The 16,833-nt window shown below is 69.1% G+C and carries 14 protein-coding genes; 11 read left to right on the top strand and 3 right to left on the bottom strand.

Annotated features, from left to right (window positions below):
• Positions 1-120 precede the first annotated feature (120 nt).
• The 4 genes from J7E96_RS03255 (at position 121) to serA (ending at position 5,474) form a co-directional block, all read left to right on the top strand.
• Positions 121-1,980 carry an acetolactate synthase large subunit gene (locus J7E96_RS03255; RefSeq protein ID WP_215127458.1) on the top strand — a complete coding sequence of 620 codons (1,860 nt, stop codon included), beginning with the start codon at positions 121-123 and terminating at the stop codon, positions 1,978-1,980.
• Positions 1,981-2,006: 26 nt separating this feature from the next.
• Positions 2,007-2,534, top strand: a complete 528-nt coding sequence (gene ilvN / locus J7E96_RS03250) for an acetolactate synthase small subunit (protein WP_069933100.1) — start codon at positions 2,007-2,009, stop codon at positions 2,532-2,534.
• A 93-nt stretch (positions 2,535-2,627) separates the two neighbouring features.
• The gene (ilvC, locus tag J7E96_RS03245) at positions 2,628-3,629 is read left to right on the top strand and encodes a ketol-acid reductoisomerase (protein ID WP_215127220.1); all 1,002 of its coding nucleotides are present in this window, start codon (positions 2,628-2,630) and stop codon (positions 3,627-3,629) included.
• 252 nt (positions 3,630-3,881) lie between these two features.
• Positions 3,882-5,474: a phosphoglycerate dehydrogenase gene (gene serA / locus J7E96_RS03240; protein ID WP_215127218.1), complete on the top strand. Its 1,593-nt coding sequence runs from the start codon at positions 3,882-3,884 to the stop codon at positions 5,472-5,474.
• Positions 5,475-5,571: 97 nt separating this feature from the next.
• Here the strand turns inward: serA and J7E96_RS03235 are convergent, their stop codons facing one another.
• A complete protein-coding gene (locus tag J7E96_RS03235; RefSeq protein ID WP_308295829.1) occupies positions 5,572-6,717 on the bottom strand; it encodes a helix-turn-helix domain-containing protein in 1,146 nt (381 codons plus the stop codon).
• Positions 6,718-6,890: 173 nt separating this feature from the next.
• Here J7E96_RS03235 and J7E96_RS03230 point away from each other — a divergent pair, with 173 nt between their 5' ends.
• Positions 6,891-7,817, top strand: a complete 927-nt coding sequence (locus J7E96_RS03230) for a proline dehydrogenase family protein (protein WP_215127215.1) — start codon at positions 6,891-6,893, stop codon at positions 7,815-7,817.
• 45 nt (positions 7,818-7,862) lie between these two features.
• On the top strand, positions 7,863-9,494 hold the full coding sequence (pruA, locus tag J7E96_RS03225; RefSeq protein ID WP_215127213.1) for an L-glutamate gamma-semialdehyde dehydrogenase: 1,632 nt from the start codon (positions 7,863-7,865) through the stop codon (positions 9,492-9,494).
• A gap of 102 nt (positions 9,495-9,596) precedes the next feature.
• Here pruA and J7E96_RS03220 read toward each other — a convergent pair whose 3' ends face one another.
• Positions 9,597-10,436: a DUF1206 domain-containing protein gene (locus J7E96_RS03220; RefSeq protein ID WP_215127211.1), complete on the bottom strand. Its 840-nt coding sequence runs from the start codon at positions 10,434-10,436 to the stop codon at positions 9,597-9,599.
• Between the two features lie 152 nt (positions 10,437-10,588).
• Here J7E96_RS03220 and J7E96_RS03215 point away from each other — a divergent pair, with 152 nt between their 5' ends.
• The 4 genes from J7E96_RS03215 to J7E96_RS38085 all read left to right on the top strand — a co-directional run bounded on the left by J7E96_RS03215 (position 10,589) and on the right by J7E96_RS38085 (position 13,968).
• On the top strand, positions 10,589-11,647 hold the full coding sequence (locus J7E96_RS03215) for a S1 family peptidase (RefSeq protein WP_215127209.1): 1,059 nt from the start codon (positions 10,589-10,591) through the stop codon (positions 11,645-11,647).
• Positions 11,648-11,669: 22 nt separating this feature from the next.
• On the top strand, positions 11,670-12,227 hold the full coding sequence (locus J7E96_RS03210; protein ID WP_215127207.1) for a GNAT family N-acetyltransferase: 558 nt from the start codon (positions 11,670-11,672) through the stop codon (positions 12,225-12,227).
• Between the two features lie 158 nt (positions 12,228-12,385).
• A complete protein-coding gene (locus J7E96_RS03205; protein ID WP_308295818.1) occupies positions 12,386-13,591 on the top strand; it encodes a GDSL-type esterase/lipase family protein in 1,206 nt (401 codons plus the stop codon).
• A 251-nt stretch (positions 13,592-13,842) separates the two neighbouring features.
• Positions 13,843-13,968, top strand: coding sequence for a hypothetical protein (locus J7E96_RS38085; protein ID WP_285439257.1), 126 nt, complete (start codon positions 13,843-13,845; stop codon positions 13,966-13,968).
• A 25-nt stretch (positions 13,969-13,993) separates the two neighbouring features.
• On the opposite strand, the gene J7E96_RS03200 is transcribed toward J7E96_RS38085, so the two are convergent.
• Positions 13,994-15,559 carry a metallophosphoesterase family protein gene (locus tag J7E96_RS03200; RefSeq protein ID WP_215127205.1) on the bottom strand — a complete coding sequence of 522 codons (1,566 nt, stop codon included), beginning with the start codon at positions 15,557-15,559 and terminating at the stop codon, positions 13,994-13,996.
• 127 nt (positions 15,560-15,686) lie between these two features.
• Between J7E96_RS03200 and J7E96_RS03195 the strand changes: the two genes are divergently transcribed.
• Positions 15,687-16,730 carry a 3-isopropylmalate dehydrogenase gene (locus J7E96_RS03195; protein ID WP_215127203.1) on the top strand — a complete coding sequence of 348 codons (1,044 nt, stop codon included), beginning with the start codon at positions 15,687-15,689 and terminating at the stop codon, positions 16,728-16,730.
• Positions 16,731-16,833: the final 103 nt, after the last annotated feature.

Genomic DNA, 16,833 nt, shown 5'->3' with positions numbered 1-16,833 from the left:
CACGCAGCTCTGCAGACCGCACCGGCGCGCTCCCCTCGCTTGCCTCACGGCACGGGGGGTTTTTTGTTGCACTGGCACTTCCCAAACCCTCGTAAAATGACCCTCAGCTTCGAGAAGAGAATGCCGATGACCGAGCAGGCCTCCGGGGCCCACCATCCGCAGCCGCGGCCCCGCAACGGCGGACACCACGCCACCACTGTCGAGCACGTGACGGGCGCGCAGTCGCTCATCCGCTCGCTCGAGGAAGTGGGGGCCGACACGGTATTCGGCATTCCCGGCGGCGCCATCCTGCCGGCGTACGACCCGCTGATGGACTCCAAGAAGGTCCGCCACGTCCTGGTCCGCCACGAGCAGGGCGCCGGTCACGCGGCGACCGGTTACGCGCAGGCCACCGGCAAGGTCGGCGTGTGCATGGCCACTTCGGGGCCCGGCGCGACGAACCTGGTCACGCCGATCGCCGACGCCCACATGGACTCCGTTCCCATGGTCGCGATCACCGGCCAGGTCGCCTCCAAGGCGATCGGCACGGACGCCTTCCAGGAGGCGGACATCGTCGGCATCACTATGCCGATCACCAAGCACAACTTCCTGGTCACCAAGGCCGAGGACATCCCGCGCACCATCGCCGAGGCCTTCCACATCGCCTCGACCGGACGCCCGGGCCCGGTCCTCGTAGACATCGCCAAGGACGCCCTCCAGGCGAAGACCACCTTCAGCTGGCCGCCCAGCCACGACCTGCCCGGCTACCGCCCGGTCACCAAGCCGCACGCCAAGCAGATCCGCGAGGCCGCCAAGCTGATCGTCCAGGCCAAGCGCCCCGTGCTGTACGTCGGCGGCGGCGTCATGAAGGCGGGTGCCACCGCCGAGCTGAAGGTCCTCGCCGAGCTCACCGGCGCCCCCGTCACCACCACCCTGATGGCGCTGGGCTCCTTCCCCGACAGCCACCCGCTGCACGTGGGAATGCCGGGCATGCACGGAGCGGTCACCGCCGTCACCGCGCTGCAGCGGGCCGACCTGATCGTCGCGCTCGGAGCCCGCTTCGACGACCGCGTCACCGGCAAGCTGGACAGCTTCGCGCCGTACGCCAAGATCGTCCACGCCGACATCGACCCGGCCGAGATCGGCAAGAACCGCGCCGCGGACGTGCCGATCGTCGGTGACGCCCGCGAGGTCATCGCCGACCTCGTCCAGGCCGTCCAGGCCGAGCACACCGAGGGCAACACCGGCGACTACGAAGCCTGGTGGCACGACCTCAACCGCTGGCGCGACACCTACCCGCTCGGCTACGACCTGCCGGAGAACGGCCAGCTGTCCCCGCAGCAGGTCATCCAGCGCATCGGCCAGCTCGCCCCCGAGGGCACCATCTACGCCGCGGGCGTCGGCCAGCACCAGATGTGGGCCTCGCACTTCATCCAGTACGAGCAGCCCGCCACCTGGCTGAACTCCGGCGGCGCGGGGACGATGGGGTACGCCGTCCCGGCCGCCATGGGCGCCAAGGCCGGCATGCCGGACCGTACGGTCTGGGCCATCGACGGCGACGGCTGCTTCCAGATGACCAACCAGGAACTGACCACCTGCGCGCTCAACAACATCCCGATCAAGGTCGCCATCATCAACAACGGCGCGCTCGGGATGGTCCGCCAGTGGCAGACGCTCTTCTACAACCAGCGCTACTCCAACACCGTGCTGCACAGCGGCCCGGACGCAGACGGCAAGCAGCCGAGCGCCGGCACCCGGATCCCGGACTTCGTGAAGCTGTCCGAGGCCATGGGCTGCCACGCGATCCGCTGTGAGGACCCGGCCGACCTGGACAAGGTCATCGCCGAGGCCAATGCCATCAATGACCGCCCGGTCGTGGTCGACTTCATCGTGCACGAGGACGCCATGGTGTGGCCGATGGTGGCCGCCGGCACCTCCAACGACGAGGTCATGGCCGCCCGCGGGGTGCGCCCCGACTTCGGCGACAACGAAGACGACTGAGCAGACGAGAGAGAGACTTCAAGCCCATGTCCAAGCACACCCTCTCCGTCCTGGTCGAGAACAAGCCGGGCGTCCTCGCGCGGATCACGGCCCTGTTCTCCCGCCGCGGGTTCAACATCGACTCCCTCGCGGTGGGCACCACCGAGCACCCCGAGATCTCGCGCATCACCATCGTGGTGAACGTGATCGAGGCACTGCCGCTGGAGCAGGTCACGAAGCAGCTGAACAAGCTCGTCAACGTACTGAAGATCGTCGAACTCGAGCCCGGCGCCGCGATCCAGCGTGAGCTCGTCCTGGTGAAGGTGCGGGCCGACAACGAGACGCGCTCGCAGATCGTCGAGATCGTCCAGCTGTTCCGCGCCAAGACGGTCGACGTCTCCCCGGAGGCCGTGACCATCGAGGCCACCGGCGGCGCCGACAAGCTCGAAGCGATGCTCAAGATGCTGGAGCAGTTCGGCATCAAGGAGCTCGTCCAGTCCGGAACGATCGCCATAGGGCGCGGCTCCCGGTCCATCACGGACCGCAGCCTGCGCGCCCTCGACCGCTCGGCCTGACGCACCTTCTGCTCGCATGGCGAGACCCAAAAACCTTCATTCCGCACCCCGCCGTACGGTGGGACGCACAACCAGCACTCAAGGAGAATCCCAGTGGCCGAGCTGTTCTACGACGACGATGCCGACCTGTCCATCATCCAGGGCCGCAAGGTCGCGGTGATCGGTTACGGCAGCCAGGGCCACGCCCACGCGCTGTCGCTCCGTGACTCGGGTGTCGACGTCCGGGTCGGTCTGCACGAGGGCTCCAAGTCCAAGGCCAAGGCCGAGGAGCAGGGTCTGCGCGTGGTGACCCCGGCGGAGGCTTCCGCCGAGGCCGACGTCATCATGATCCTGATCCCGGACCCGATCCAGGCCCAGGTCTACGAGGAGTCCGTCAAGGGCAACCTGAAGGACGGCGACGCGCTGTTCTTCGCCCACGGCTTCAACGTCCGCTTCGGCTTCATCAAGCCCCCGGCCGGCGTCGACGTCGCCCTGGTCGCCCCGAAGGGCCCGGGCCACCTGGTCCGTCGTCAGTACGAGGAAGGCCGCGGCGTTCCGGCGATCGCCGCCGTCGAGCAGGACGCCACCGGCTCCGCCTTCGCGCTGGCCCTCTCGTACGCCAAGGCCATCGGCGGCACGCGGGCGGGCGTCATCAAGACGACCTTCACCGAGGAGACCGAGACCGACCTGTTCGGTGAGCAGGCCGTGCTCTGCGGCGGTGCGTCGGCGCTCGTCAAGGCCGGTTTCGAGACCCTGACCGAGGCCGGGTACCAGCCGGAGATCGCGTACTTCGAGTGCCTCCACGAGCTCAAGCTCATCGTGGACCTCATGTACGAGGGCGGCCTGGAGAAGATGCGCTGGTCGGTCTCCGAGACCGCCGAGTGGGGCGACTACATCACCGGCCCCCGCATCATCACCGACCAGACCAAGGCCGAGATGAAGAAGGTCCTCGCCGAGATCCAGGACGGCACGTTCGCCAAGAACTGGATGGACGAGTACCACGGCGGCCTGAAGAAGTACGACGAGTACAAGACGAAGGACTCCGAGCACCTGCTGGAGACCACCGGCAAGGAGCTCCGCAAGCTCATGAGCTGGGTCAACAACGAAGAGGCGTAAGCCTTGAGCACGGGGGCCGCGGCGTATCGCCGCGGCCCTTCGTGCACCACCGGAAAGCACAACTGGACAGAACGTCCAGCCACGGACGGGTGATCTTACGCTGAGGCGGAAGACCGAGTGCCGGGCGCCACTAGACTGCTTCCATACATATACGCGTCAGGCCCACAGCGTCGTGCGTCTTCCACGCGGCTAGCCCCTCCACCGCCTGCGGCCGTCGGGACGGCCGTCCGCAAAGGACCAGTGAGGACTCACGTGAGCTCGAAACCTGTCGTACTCATCGCTGAAGAGCTGTCGCCCGCCACAGTCGACGCCCTGGGCCCGGACTTCGAGATCCGGCACTGCAACGGCGCCGACCGGGCAGAGCTCCTGCCGGCCATCGCCGACGTGGACGCGATTCTCGTCCGCTCCGCCACCAAGGTCGACGCCGAGGCCATCGCCGCGGCGAAGAAGCTCCGCGTCGTCGCCCGTGCCGGTGTCGGCCTCGACAACGTGGACGTCTCCGCCGCCACCAAGGCCGGCGTGATGGTCGTCAACGCGCCGACGTCCAACATCGTCACCGCCGCCGAGCTCGCCTGCGGCCTGCTCGTCGCCACCGCGCGCAACATCCCGCAGGCCAACACCGCCCTCAAGAACGGCGAGTGGAAGCGGTCGAAGTACACGGGCGTCGAGCTGAGCGAGAAGACCCTGGGTGTCGTCGGCCTCGGCCGCATCGGTGTCCTGGTCGCGCAGCGCATGTCGGCCTTCGGCATGAAGATCGTCGCGTACGACCCCTACGTGCAGCCCGCGCGGGCCGCCCAGATGGGTGTCAAGCTGCTCTCGCTCGACGAGCTGCTGGAGGTCGCCGACTTCATCACCGTGCACCTGCCGAAGACCCCCGAGACGCTCGGGCTGATCGGCGACGACGCGCTGCACAAGGTCAAGCCGGCCGTACGCATCGTCAACGCCGCGCGCGGCGGGATCGTCGACGAGCCGGCGCTGTACTCCGCCCTCAAGGAGGGCCGGGTCGCCGGCGCGGGCCTCGACGTGTACGCGAAGGAGCCCTGCACCGACTCCCCGCTGTTCGAGCTCGACCAGGTCGTCTGCACGCCGCACCTCGGTGCCTCGACGGACGAGGCGCAGGAGAAGGCGGGCATCGCGGTCGCCAAGTCGGTGCGGCTCGCGCTCGCCGGTGAGCTCGTGCCGGACGCGGTCAACGTTCAGGGCGGTGTCATCGCCGAGGACGTGCGTCCGGGTCTGCCGCTGGCCGAGAAGCTCGGCCGGATGTTCACCGCGCTCGCGGGCGAGGTCGCGGTGCGGCTCGATGTCGAGGTGTACGGCGAGATCACGCAGTACGACGTCAAGGTGCTGGAACTGTCCGCGCTCAAGGGCGTGTTCGAGGACGTCGTCGACGAGACCGTGAGCTACGTCAACGCGCCGCTCTTCGCGCAGGAGCGCGGGGTCGAGGTGCGGCTGACGACGAGCTCGGAGTCCCCGGACCACAAGAACGTCGTCACCGTGCGCGGCACGCTGTCGGGTGGCGAGGAGGTTTCGGTCTCGGGCACGCTGGCCGGGCCGAAGCACCTCCAGAAGATCGTCGGGATCGGCGAGCACGCCATCGACCTGACGCTGGCCGACCACATGGTCGTACTGCGCTACCAGGACCGTCCGGGCGTCGTCGGCACGGTCGGCCGCATCCTCGGCGAGGGTGGGCTGAACATCGCCGGCATGCAGGTCTCGCGTGCGGATCAGGGCGGCGAGGCGCTGGCAGTGCTCTCCGTGGACGACAAGGTTCCGGCGGCGGTTCTGAGTGAGATCGCGGAGGAGATCGGCGCGGCCTCGGCCCGCTTCGTGAACCTGGCTGACTGAGCCTGGCTCTCACGCTTCACTCCCGTACCCGGTACGCGGATCCCTGCCTCGCGCGGGGTCCGGGTACCGGGTACGGGTGCGTAGGGAGTCGCCTGGTTCAGAGGCGGGCTGCCTTCAGGGACATGTGGAGGAGCAGGCGGTCCTCGCCGTTGTGGAGGTCCAGGCCGGTGAGCTGTTCCACGCGGGACAGGCGGTAGTAGAGCGTCTGGCGGTGGATGTTCAGGGCGGTCGCGGTGCGGGCCGCCTGGCCCGCGCAGTCCAGGAACGTTTCCGCTGTGCGGGCCAGCTCGGCGTGCGCGGGTTCGAGGAGGGGGCGTACCGCGGGGTCCACCGGGTGGCCCGGTCCGCTGTCGGGAAGCGCGGCGAGCAGACGGTACGGGCCGATGCCCGACCACTCCGCGACCGGGCCGAGGTGGGGGCGCGCCAGCGCCGCGCGGGCCGCCGCCGAGGCTTCGCGCCATGCGCCCGGCAGGTCTTCGAGGGTGTGTACCGGGTTGCCGATGCCCACGACCCGTCCCGCCGCGGAGAGCAAAGTGGCCGCCGTCTGGTGAGCGGGGGAGAGGTCGGCCGGCGTACGGACGCGGATCAGGGCCGCGACGCGCGGCCCCGCCGGCCCCGGCACCGGAAGCAGGCACAGCGCGGCCGCGCCCGGGACCTTGGGGACACCGGGCAGGGCTTCCGGCCACGGTGCGACGCACAGCAGGGCGTACGTGCCACCGTCGCCCAGCGCCGCACCCAGCGACGCCAGCGCCGCGGCCCGGCTGTCGGCGGAGTCCGAGGTGAGCAGGGTCAGGAGATGCGGGCCGAGGTCGGCGCGGGCGCGGGCCTCGTCGGCGAGGAGTTCGCCGATCCGGGCACAGACCGCCATCGCCGAGGCGGGGACCGGCCCGGGCGGACCGTCGTCCCCGGCGAGCAGCCACACGTAACCGTGGATGACACCCCGATGGCGTACGGGCAGGCACAGACGGCCGCGCAGCACTCCCGCGGCGGGATCGGCGGGGATGTACACCGGGGCTTCCGCCGTCGCGATGCCGAACTTCTCGAACCACGCGCGGACCTCCGCCGTCGAGCGGCGGGTGAGGATCGAGCGCGTACGGACCGGGTCCAGGGTCGATTCGTCGAAACCGCTGCCGGAGTCGTGCGCGCCGAACGCGATCAGCCGGAAATCGCGGTCCTCCAGCGTCGCGGGGGCGCCGAGCAGCGCCGAGATCTCGTCCACCAGGTCTTGGTAATCGCCCTTCACACTTCTCATTCTCGCAGCACTTCAGACATCTGTATGAGATAGACGCCACGGATGCGTGACAGCTGTCGATGGTTCAAGATGCGAGCGATCCTTAGATTTCACGGTGGTTATCCGTGCCGTACCTAATTCTCCTGGTCACGGCCCCCTTCAAGCCTTATCCGTGGAGGTGCCCCGTGCTGGGTCCCGTGATCCTCGCCGCTTCGCGCAGCGACAAGATGCGCCGCTTCGTGTCGGCTGCCCCGGGCACCAAACAGGTCGTCGGCCGGTTCATCGCCGGTGAGACGGTCGAGGAAGTCATTCCGATCGTTCAGGAGGCGGCGGCCAAGGGTCTCGACGTCACGCTGGACTACGTGGGCGAGGACATCACCACGCGCCAGCAGGCCTTTGCCGCCCGTGACGCGTACCTGGAGCTGATCGAGCACCTCACGGACCTCGGCCTGGGCGCCAGGGCCGAGATGTCGGTCAAGCTGTCGATGTTCGGCCAGGCGCTGTCCGGCGGTCACGAGCTGGCGCTCGCCAATGTCCGCCCGGTCGTCGAGGCCGCCGCCGCGATCGGCACCACGGTCACGCTGGACGCCGAGGACCACACCACCCTGGACTCGATGTTCGCCATCCACGAGGAGCTGCGGAAGGACTTCCCGCAGACCGGCTGCGTGATCCAGGCGTACCTGTTCCGCACCGAGGACGACGCGCGCCGCCTCTCGGGGGCCGGCAGCCGCGTCCGTATCGTCAAGGGCGCCTACAAGGAGCCCGCCACCGTCGCGTTCCAGGACAGGGCCGAGATCGACAAGGCGTACGTCCGGATTCTGAGGATCCTGATGGCCGGCGACGGGTATCCGATGATCGGGTCGCACGACCCGCGACTGATTGCCATCAGCCAGGAGCTCGCGCGGCGTGCCGGGCGCAAACTGGATGAGTACGAATTCCAGATGCTGTACGGGATCCGCAGCGAAGAGCATGTGCGGCTCGCGGCAGAGGGACACCGGATGCGTGTGTACACCGCGTACGGCACCGACTGGTACGGCTACTTCATGCGGCGCCTCGCGGAGAAACCGGCCAACCTGCTGTTCTTCGTCCGCTCGATGATCACCAAGAACTGACCCAGGCTGACCCCTTCCACCCCTTACAAAGGAGTCAAGGAACCCATGGACGCTGTTACCCAGGTCCCCGCCCCGGTCAACGAGCCGGTGCACACCTACGCCCCCGGTTCGCCGGAGCGCGCACGCCTCGAAGTCAAGCTCAAGGAGCTGGCCGAGAACCCCCGCGACCTCCCGATGACGATCAACGGGGAGAAGCGGATGGGCGGCGGCGAGCGTTTCGACGTCGTGCAGCCGCACAACCACAAGGCCGTCCTCGGCACCGCCGCCCACGCCACGCAGGACGACGCGCGGGACGCGATCGACGCCGCGCTGGCCGCCGCTCCGGCGTGGCGCGCGATGTCCTTCGACGACCGAGCCGCGATCATCCTGCGCGCCGCCGAGCTGCTGTCGGGCCCGTGGCGCGAGACGCTGGCCGCCTCGACCATGCTCGGCCAGTCGAAGACCGTCCAGCAGGCCGAGATCGACACGCCGTGCGAGCTCGTCGACTTCTGGCGCTTCAACGTCAAGTACGCCCGTGACCTGCTCGCCGAGCAGCCGCCGGCGAACTCGCCGGGTGTGTGGAACCGGCTGGACCACCGCCCGCTGGAAGGTTTCGTCTACGCGATCACGCCCTTCAACTTCACGGCGATCGCCGGCAACCTGCCGACCGCTCCCGCCCTGATGGGCAACGTCGTGGTCTGGAAGCCGTCCCCGACGCAGACCCACGCGGCAGTGCTGCTGATGGAGCTCCTGGAGGAGGCGGGCCTTCCCAAGGGCGTCATCAACCTGGTCACGGGTGACGGCATCGCGGTCTCCGAGGTGGCCCTCAACCACCGCGAGCTGGCCGGCATCCACTTCACCGGCTCGACCAAGACCTTCCAGTACCTGTGGAAGACGGTCGGCAACAACATCGAGAAGTACCGCTCGTACCCGCGCTTCGTCGGCGAGACCGGCGGCAAGGACTTCGTCGTCGCGCACCCGAGCGCCGACCGCGCCGTCCTGAAGACCGCCCTGACCCGTGGCTCGTTCGAGTTCCAGGGCCAGAAGTGCTCCGCTTCGTCGAGGGCGTACATCCCGGCCTCCATCTGGGAGTCCGGCTTCAAGGAGGAGTTCGCGGCGGAGGTCGACGGCATCACCATGGGTGACGTCACCGACCTGTCGAACTTCATCGGCGCCGTGATCGACGAGCGTTCGTTCGCCAAGAACAAGGCCGCGATCGACCGCGCCGCCGCCGACCCGACGTGCACGGTCGTCGCGGGCGGTACGTACGACGACTCGGTCGGCTACTTCGTACGCCCGACGGTCATCGCGTGCACGGACCCGGCGAACGAGGTCTTCACGACCGAGTACTTCGGTCCGATCCTCGCGGTCCACGTCTACGAGGACGAGAAGTACGACGCGATGCTGGAGCAGATGGAGTCGGTCTCCGACTACGCCCTGACCGGCGCCGTCATCTCCAGTGACCGCGCGGCTGCGGCGTACACGATGGACAAGCTCCGCTACGCCGCGGGCAACTTCTACATCAACGACAAGGCGACCGGCGCCGTCGTCGGCCAGCAGCCCTTCGGTGGCGGCCGCGCGTCCGGTACGTGCGACAAGGCCGGCGCGCCGCAGAACCTCCAGCGGTGGACCCTGACCCGGGCCATCAAGGAGACCCTGGTCGCGCCGACCGACTACACGTACCCGCACCAGGGCTGACCGCCCCCGGCGCGCGGTCCGCTCGCGCGCCCCGCGAAAAGCCACCGCCTCCGTCCCGGCCCCCACGCCGGACGGGGGCGGTTCGCTTTTGTGGTGCCGGTCTCACATCTTGCGCCAGCGGGCCATGGCGAAGGAGAAGAGGCCGAACATGGCCAGGCCGACCGCGATCAGGGCGAGCAGCCAGGGGCCCGCCGGGGTGTCGGCGAAGGAGCGGAGGGTGTCGTCGATGCCCTTGGCCTGGTCGGGTTCGTAGTCGACCGCCGCCTTCACCGCGAAGCCGCCGAGCATGGCGAAGACCGCACCGCGCGCGATGCCGCCCGCCACCCCCGTGACGTCGACGGCCTGGCGGGTACGGCCCCGCAGTTGCGACGTCTTCAGGTGTTTGCGGTACTTGCGCAGCACGGCGCGGCCCGCGATCCACACGCCCGCGACCGCGATGGCCAGGCCGCCGATGCCTACGATCCACTGACCGGCGGGGAGTGCCATGGCCCTGGCCGTCACGTCTTCGGACTGCTTGTCGCTCGATCCGCTGCCGCTGCCGCCGGTGCCGACGGCGAAGGACAGGATGGAGTAGGACACGAAGCCGTAGAAGAGGAAACGCGCCAGCGACAGCAGGCGCTTGCCGGGCTTGTGCCCGTCGGGTCCGACCGCGCCGAAGAGGGCCTCGGAGAGTCGCCACAGCGCCATGCCCGCCAACCCGGCACCCAGGGCCCACAGCAGGTACTGGCCCAGCGGCTGCGCGGACACCTCCGCGAGCGCGCCGCCCCGGTCGGCCTCCTGTTCGCCGTCGCCGAAGGCTATTCGCATGGCCAGCAGGCCGACCAGCAGGTAGAGCACCCCGCGTGCCACGAATCCACAGCGCGCCGCCGTCTCCAGGGCCGAGCTGTCCGACGCCCGGCGGGCGGTGCGCCTGCCCCGACGGGTGAGTGCCCATGTGCCCATGCGCTCGCCTCCTTTGTCGCTGTTCTTGTGCCCCGAAGCGGGCGGCGGAACCCGAGGGCGGCCGGGCGGTCTTGTGGGATGGCAATGGGCATGTCAAATTCCTCAGTGGTGTTTCCGATCCCCACGGAAGCCTGACTGAGGAGATCCCCCCCATGAGACGCACCCTCCGTGCGCGCACAGCCCTGACCGCCTTAATAGCCGCCGGCGCGCTCGGCACCGGCACGGCCCCCGCCGGGGCCGGGACGGCGGCCGAAGCCGCTGCCGCAGGCCCGGCGACGTACGCCCTCGACTCCGCGCTCTCCGAGCGGCTCGGCGACGACACCGCCGGCAGCTACATCGACCGCCGTACCGGCGAACTCACCGTCACCGTCACCAGCGACCGCGCCGCCGAGCAGGTCCGCGCGGCCGGTGCCAGGGCGAAGCGCGTGGAGCGCGGTGCCGTACGGCTTGAGGCGGCCATGGCCGCGCTGGAGTCCGGAGCGAAGATCACCGGTACGTCGTGGGGCATCGATCCCCGGACCAATCAGGTCAGCGTCGAGGCCGATCAGTCCGTGTCCGCACGGGAAATGGCCCGGCTGAAGAAGGTCGCGGACGCGCAGGACGGCGCGGTGCGTGTGTCGCGGGTGCCGGGGACCTTCAAGCGGGAGGTGGCGGGCGGCGACGCGATCTACGGCGGCGGGTACCGATGTTCGGCCGCCTTCAACGTCTCCAAGGGCACCACGCGTTACTTCGTGACCGCGGGTCACTGCACCAACGACGTCGCCAACTGGTCGGCCACGTCCGGTGGTCCGGTCATCGGTGTCCGTGAGGGCACCAGCTTCCCGACCAACGACTACGGCATCGTGCGGTACACGAACGGCTCGGCGCCGGCGGGCAACGTCAACCTCTACAACGGCAGTTACCAGGACATCGCGTCCGCCGCGAACGCCGTTGTCGGGCAGGCCCTCAAGAAGAGCGGCTCCACGACGAAGGTGACCAGCGGCACGGTCACCGCCGTGAACGTCACCGTCAATTACGGTGACGGGCCCGTCTACGGCATGGTCCGGACCACAGCCTGCTCGGCCGGTGGCGACAGTGGTGGCGCGCACTTCGCCGGCACCGTCGCGCTGGGGATCCACTCGGGGAGTTCGGGCTGTACGGGCACCAATGGCTCCGCCATTCACCAGCCGGTGAGGGAAGCGCTGTCCGCGTACGGGGTGAACGTGTACTGACGGGGCCTGGGAGAGTCGGCGCATGACTGAGTCTGAGCGCACCGACCGCCTCCGTACCGCCCACACAGCGGATCTCACGCCCGCCGCGCTCGACGAGATCCGCGCCCTCCTCGACGCCGCCTTCGACGGCGACTTCGGTGACGACGACTGGGACCACACCATCGGCGGCGTCCATGCCGTCGTCCATGACCGGCACGGCCTCGCCGCCCACGGCAGCGTCATCCAGCGCCGCGTCCTACACCGCGGCCGGTCGCTGCGCGTCGGTTACGTCGAAGGGGTGGCCGTACGGGCCGACCGCCGCGGACAGGGGCTCGGCGGCCGGGTGATGGAGGCGCTGGAGCGGGTGATCGACCGGGCGTACGTCCTCGGCGCGCTCTCGGCGTCCGACGACGGGGCCGCGCTCTACGCGGGGCGTGGGTGGGTGGTGTGGCCGGGGCGGATCGCGGCGCTGGGTCCCCACGGCGTCGTACCCCTGCCCGACGAGGAGGGTTCGACGTATGTGAAGCCTGTGGCGGCGGCGGGTCTTCCTGACCCGTCGGACGCCCTGTTCTTCGACTGGCGCGGCGGCGACCTGCTCTAGCCGGAGCGGTGGAAGTCGTTTTCCGGCCCCGCCGTGACGAAAACGAAACGTGCACCTACCTAGCGGTAACAAACGGTGGCGTGCCAGATTTCCGCATGCCACCGGCCGGCGGCTCCCCTCACCGATACGCCTTCGAGGCCCAGCGCAGGAGTTCCGCCGTGTCCGGATTTCGCTCCATCGGTACGCTCAGACAGACCCGCACTCCCAGGCCCACGCGGCGCCTTCTCGCCGCCGCGCTCTCCCTCCCCCTGGCGTTCACCGCCCTGCTGACCACCGGCGCCAGCTCCTCGGCCGCCGGCCCGGCCTCCGGCCCGACCGCGATCGTTTCCATGGGGGACAGCTACATCTCCGGCGAAGCGGGACGCTGGCGCGGCAACAGCCTCACCGACAGCGGCAGCCGCTACGGCTCCGACCGGGCGTGGACAGGCAGTGGCTACGACCCGAGCCTCGTGTACGGTCCGACGGCCGCCAACGGCTGCCACCGTTCCGACTCCGCAGAGGTGCGCAGCGCCACCGGTACCACCCAGGCGCTCATCAACATCGCCTGCTCGGGCGCCACCACGCAGAACGTCTTCCGTGCTTCGAGCGGCGGCACGTCGTTCAAGGGCGAGGCCCCGCAGGCCGACCAGCTCGCCGGCATCGCCGCGGCGAACAACGTGAAGGTGATCGCGCTGTCGGTCGGCGGCAACGACCTCGGCTTCGCCAACATCATCACCGCCTGCGCCACGGACTACCTGGTCTGGTACTCGTACTGCCACGACGACCAGCAGGCTGTCGTGGACGCGAAGATCGACACGGTGATGAGAGACGTCGGCAAGTCCGTCGACGAGATCCGCGCGGTCATGTCCGCCGCGGGCTACGCCGCCTCGGACTACCGGATCGTCTTGCAGTCCTACCCCTCGCCCATCCCGCGGGCAGCCGAGAACCGCTACACGGAGAGCGGCTGGAGCCGGGTCAACACCGGCGGCTGCCCGTTCTGGAACAAGGACTCGGACTGGGCACGCGATTCGCTCGTCCCGCAGATCGCGGACCGTCTCAAGGGCGTGGCCGCCGCCAAGGGCACGCAGTTCCTCGACCTGCGCGACATGCTGCAGGGCCGCGAGGTGTGCGCCAAACAGAGCAGGCTGGTGAACGCCACGCAGCCCCCGTCGGCCACGAGCAGCGAGTGGGCGCGCTGGATCGACAGTGATTCCACGCAGGGGCCGGTACAGGAATCCATGCACCCCAACTACTACGGCCAGCTCGGTCAGGGGCGGTGTCTTTCCCTGATCTACGCCGTTCCGGCCGCCGGCGGCAGTAGCGGCTACACCTGCCGCAATACGGCGGGCGCGGACGCCTCGGGGATCTATCTGACGGCATCCTGACGGCATCCAGACGGCGGTGATGGCCACGCTTTTCCCCGGCGTGGCCATGATCGCGTCTCAGATAGTAGGAAGTCCGAGTAATTGTGGAGACAGACAGTCCGGCCTCGCTTAGCTTGGAAGAAGCCGAACGTCTCGCTCCATCAGCGAACGGCGGACGCGAGCCCGTGCCCCATGCAGGTAACCCCTGCGGCACCTGCTCCCCGCCCATTCCGGCGCCCTGAAATCATTCTGATCTCAAGGAGTCGATCATCATGGCCGAGACCGTGCGCCGCGTCCGCCACACCCCCCGTTCGAACGACACCGACCGCAAGCAGGCGGCCGCAGCCCTCCAGCGGGCCCTCGACCGCCGCGACAACGGCGGCGCGACCGGCCACTGAGGCTGCCGCCCCGCCGACCAGCCGACTAGCTGCCGCGCCGGATCTCGAAGTAGTCGATGCGCTCGCCGGATTCGGCGAGCGCGGAGACCTTCAGCTTCGGCGCCGCACCGGCCTCCGCCTCGACCGCGAGGAACGAGAAGCCGGTGTAGCGGACCCGGGACCACTCCACCGTGTCGGGGTCGGGCAGCCGCAGCTTCGTCCAGTGGAAGGTCGCTATGTGGTCGTGGTCGTGGATCTCGCCCTCGTAGCTGTCCTTCACTCCCGGCCCGAAGCCGTACAGGTCCTTGCCCGCGCCGCCCGCCGTCACGTACACGATCCCGTCGCGCGTCGGATCGGTCGAGGCACCGACCGGAACTGGCTTGCCGACCTCGCCGCCCCGGATGGCGTCGGTCCGCTCGTACACATGGTTGTGCCCGTTGATCACCAGGTCGACCTGGTGCTTGGTGAAGAGCGCCAGCCACGCGTCGCGCACACCGCCGTCCGAGGCATGCGTCGATGTCGAGTACATGCAGTGGTGGAAGAAGACCACGATGAAATCGATGCCGGCCTGCCGCCGCAGCTCGCCGAGCCGCTTGTCGAGCCAGGCGCTCTGGGCGCCGTCCGTGTAGCCCTTGTTGGCGGGTATCTCGTACGACACGTCGTTCGCGTCCAGCGCCACGACGCCGACATCGCCGTACGTGAAGGAGTAGATGCCGGGGGCGTTCGTCGCGTCCGGCCCGTTCTCGGGCAGCGACCAGCGGGCGGACTGGCCGCCGTAGCCGTTGGGGGAGTACCAGGCCTCCATGTCGTGATTGCCGGTGGTCACCATCCACGGGACCCGCGACGCCACGCTTTCCGTCTGCGACAGGAACTGGTCCCACACGCGGGCGTCGTACGTGTCCGACTCCCTGCCCTTCCCGGTGCTGTCCGCGTAGCAGATGTCGCCCGCGTGGAGGTGGAAGGAGGGGTTCTGGCCGAGGATCAACTGGTCGTTGGCGAGGGCGTCGTAGCTGACCCCCTGGTCGCCGAAGGCCGTGAAGACGAACGTCTCCGGCCGCGCGGGCGCCGTACGGAACGAGCCGATGGTAGAGAGGCGCGACGCGTCGGCCGGGTCGAATCCGTCGTGCCCGACGCCGTAGTAGTACGTCGTCCCCGGCCGCAGCCCGTCCAGCCCCACATGCAGGTAGAACTGGTCGACCGCGGGCAGCTTCCGCGACAGCGACGGCGTGTGCAGGGCGCGCACCTCCGCCTCGATCTTGCGGCTCAGCTCCCACGGCTGGAGACCGATCCGTACGTACGGGCGCTTGACCGCGAACGGCACCTGCCAGGAGATCCGCATCTGCGTCTTCGGGTCGGCGCCGAAGGCGAGATGGCGGCCGAAGGGCGCGACGAGCGATCCGTCGACGCGGGCAGCGAGCGTGGTGGGAGCGAGAGGGGCCGAGGAGTACGCCGGACTCGCGCCGCCCAGCAGGGCCGCTCCGCCCACCGTGGCGGCGGACGAGGTGATCACCCGCCGACGGGACAGTTTCGTACGGAGATACTCGTGCTGCTCCGGCATGGTCATGCGGCGGGCGAGCTGCTCGGGGATACCGGTGCGGGGGGTGTCAGCCATGGGAAAAAACTTCCCAGTAACAACCAACTCTGGCCAGTACTAAGGGTGAACAGAATCTGTCGAGATTTTGAGTCCGAATGGCGGACGCCCGGTGTCAGGTGCTGGGACGCGGGAGTAGGGTGCCGACATGTCTCGCAGCCTCAATCTCGCAGTGGTCCCTGGTGACGGCATCGGCCAGGAGGTCGTGGCCCAAGGGCTCAAGGTCCTCAACGCCGTCCTCCCGCAGGATGTGAAGCTGCAGACCAAGGAGTACGACCTCGGCGCTCAGCGCTGGCACCGCACCGGAGAGACCCTCCCGGACGCGGAGCTCGACTCCCTCAAGCAGCACGACGCCATCCTGCTCGGCGCGATCGGCGACCCGTCCGTGCCGTCCGGCGTCCTGGAGCGCGGGCTGCTGCTCAAGCTGCGGTTCGCCTTCGACCACTTCATCAACCTGCGCCCGTCGAAGCTGTTCCCGAACACCGCGACCCCGCTGGCCGGCCGCCCCGACATCGACTTCATCGTCGTGCGCGAGGGCACCGAAGGCCCGTACACCGGAAACGGCGGCTCGATCCGCACCGGTACGGAGCACGAGGTCGCGACCGAGGTCAGCCTCAATACGGCGTACGGCGTGGAGCGCGTCGTCCGTGACGCGTACGAGCGGGCCAACGCCCGTCCGCGCAAGAAGCTGACGCTGGTCCACAAGAACAACGTCCTCGTCTACGCCGGCCACATGTGGAAGAACATCTTCGACAAGGTCGGCCAGGAATACCCGGACGTCACCACCGACTACCTGCACGTCGACGCCGCGACGATCTTCTTCGTCACGCAGCCCGAGCGCTTCGACGTCATCGTCACCGACAACCTCTTCGGCGACATCCTCACCGACCTCGCCGCTGCCGTGACCGGCGGCATCGGCCTGGCGGCCTCCGGCAACATCAACCCGACGGGTGCCTTCCCGTCGATGTTCGAGCCCGTTCACGGCTCCGCGCCCGACATCGCGGGCCAGGGCAAGGCCGACCCGACGGCCACGATCCTCTCCGTCGCCCTCCTCCTGCGGCACCTCGGCTTCGAGGCCGAGGCCGTCCGTATCGAGGCGGCCGTCTCCGCCGACCTGGCGGAGCGCGACGGCAGCACGGTCCGTACGACGGACGAAATCGGCGACGCGCTCGCGGTACGAGTAGCGGGCTGACCCGACGGACTCCTCCCACAGCCGCCGGGTCACAGACACCCGGCGGCTGTGCTTTGCCGCGGCCGGGTGCGACCATCAATCCTGGGCCGCACTACACGCCGTT

The sequence above is a fragment of the Streptomyces sp. ISL-96 genome (assembly GCF_018614035.1).
Lineage (GTDB): Bacteria > Actinomycetota > Actinomycetes > Streptomycetales > Streptomycetaceae > Streptomyces.
The sequence above is the reverse complement of the archived record's forward strand: the minus strand, read 5'-3'. Positions and strand labels throughout refer to the sequence as shown.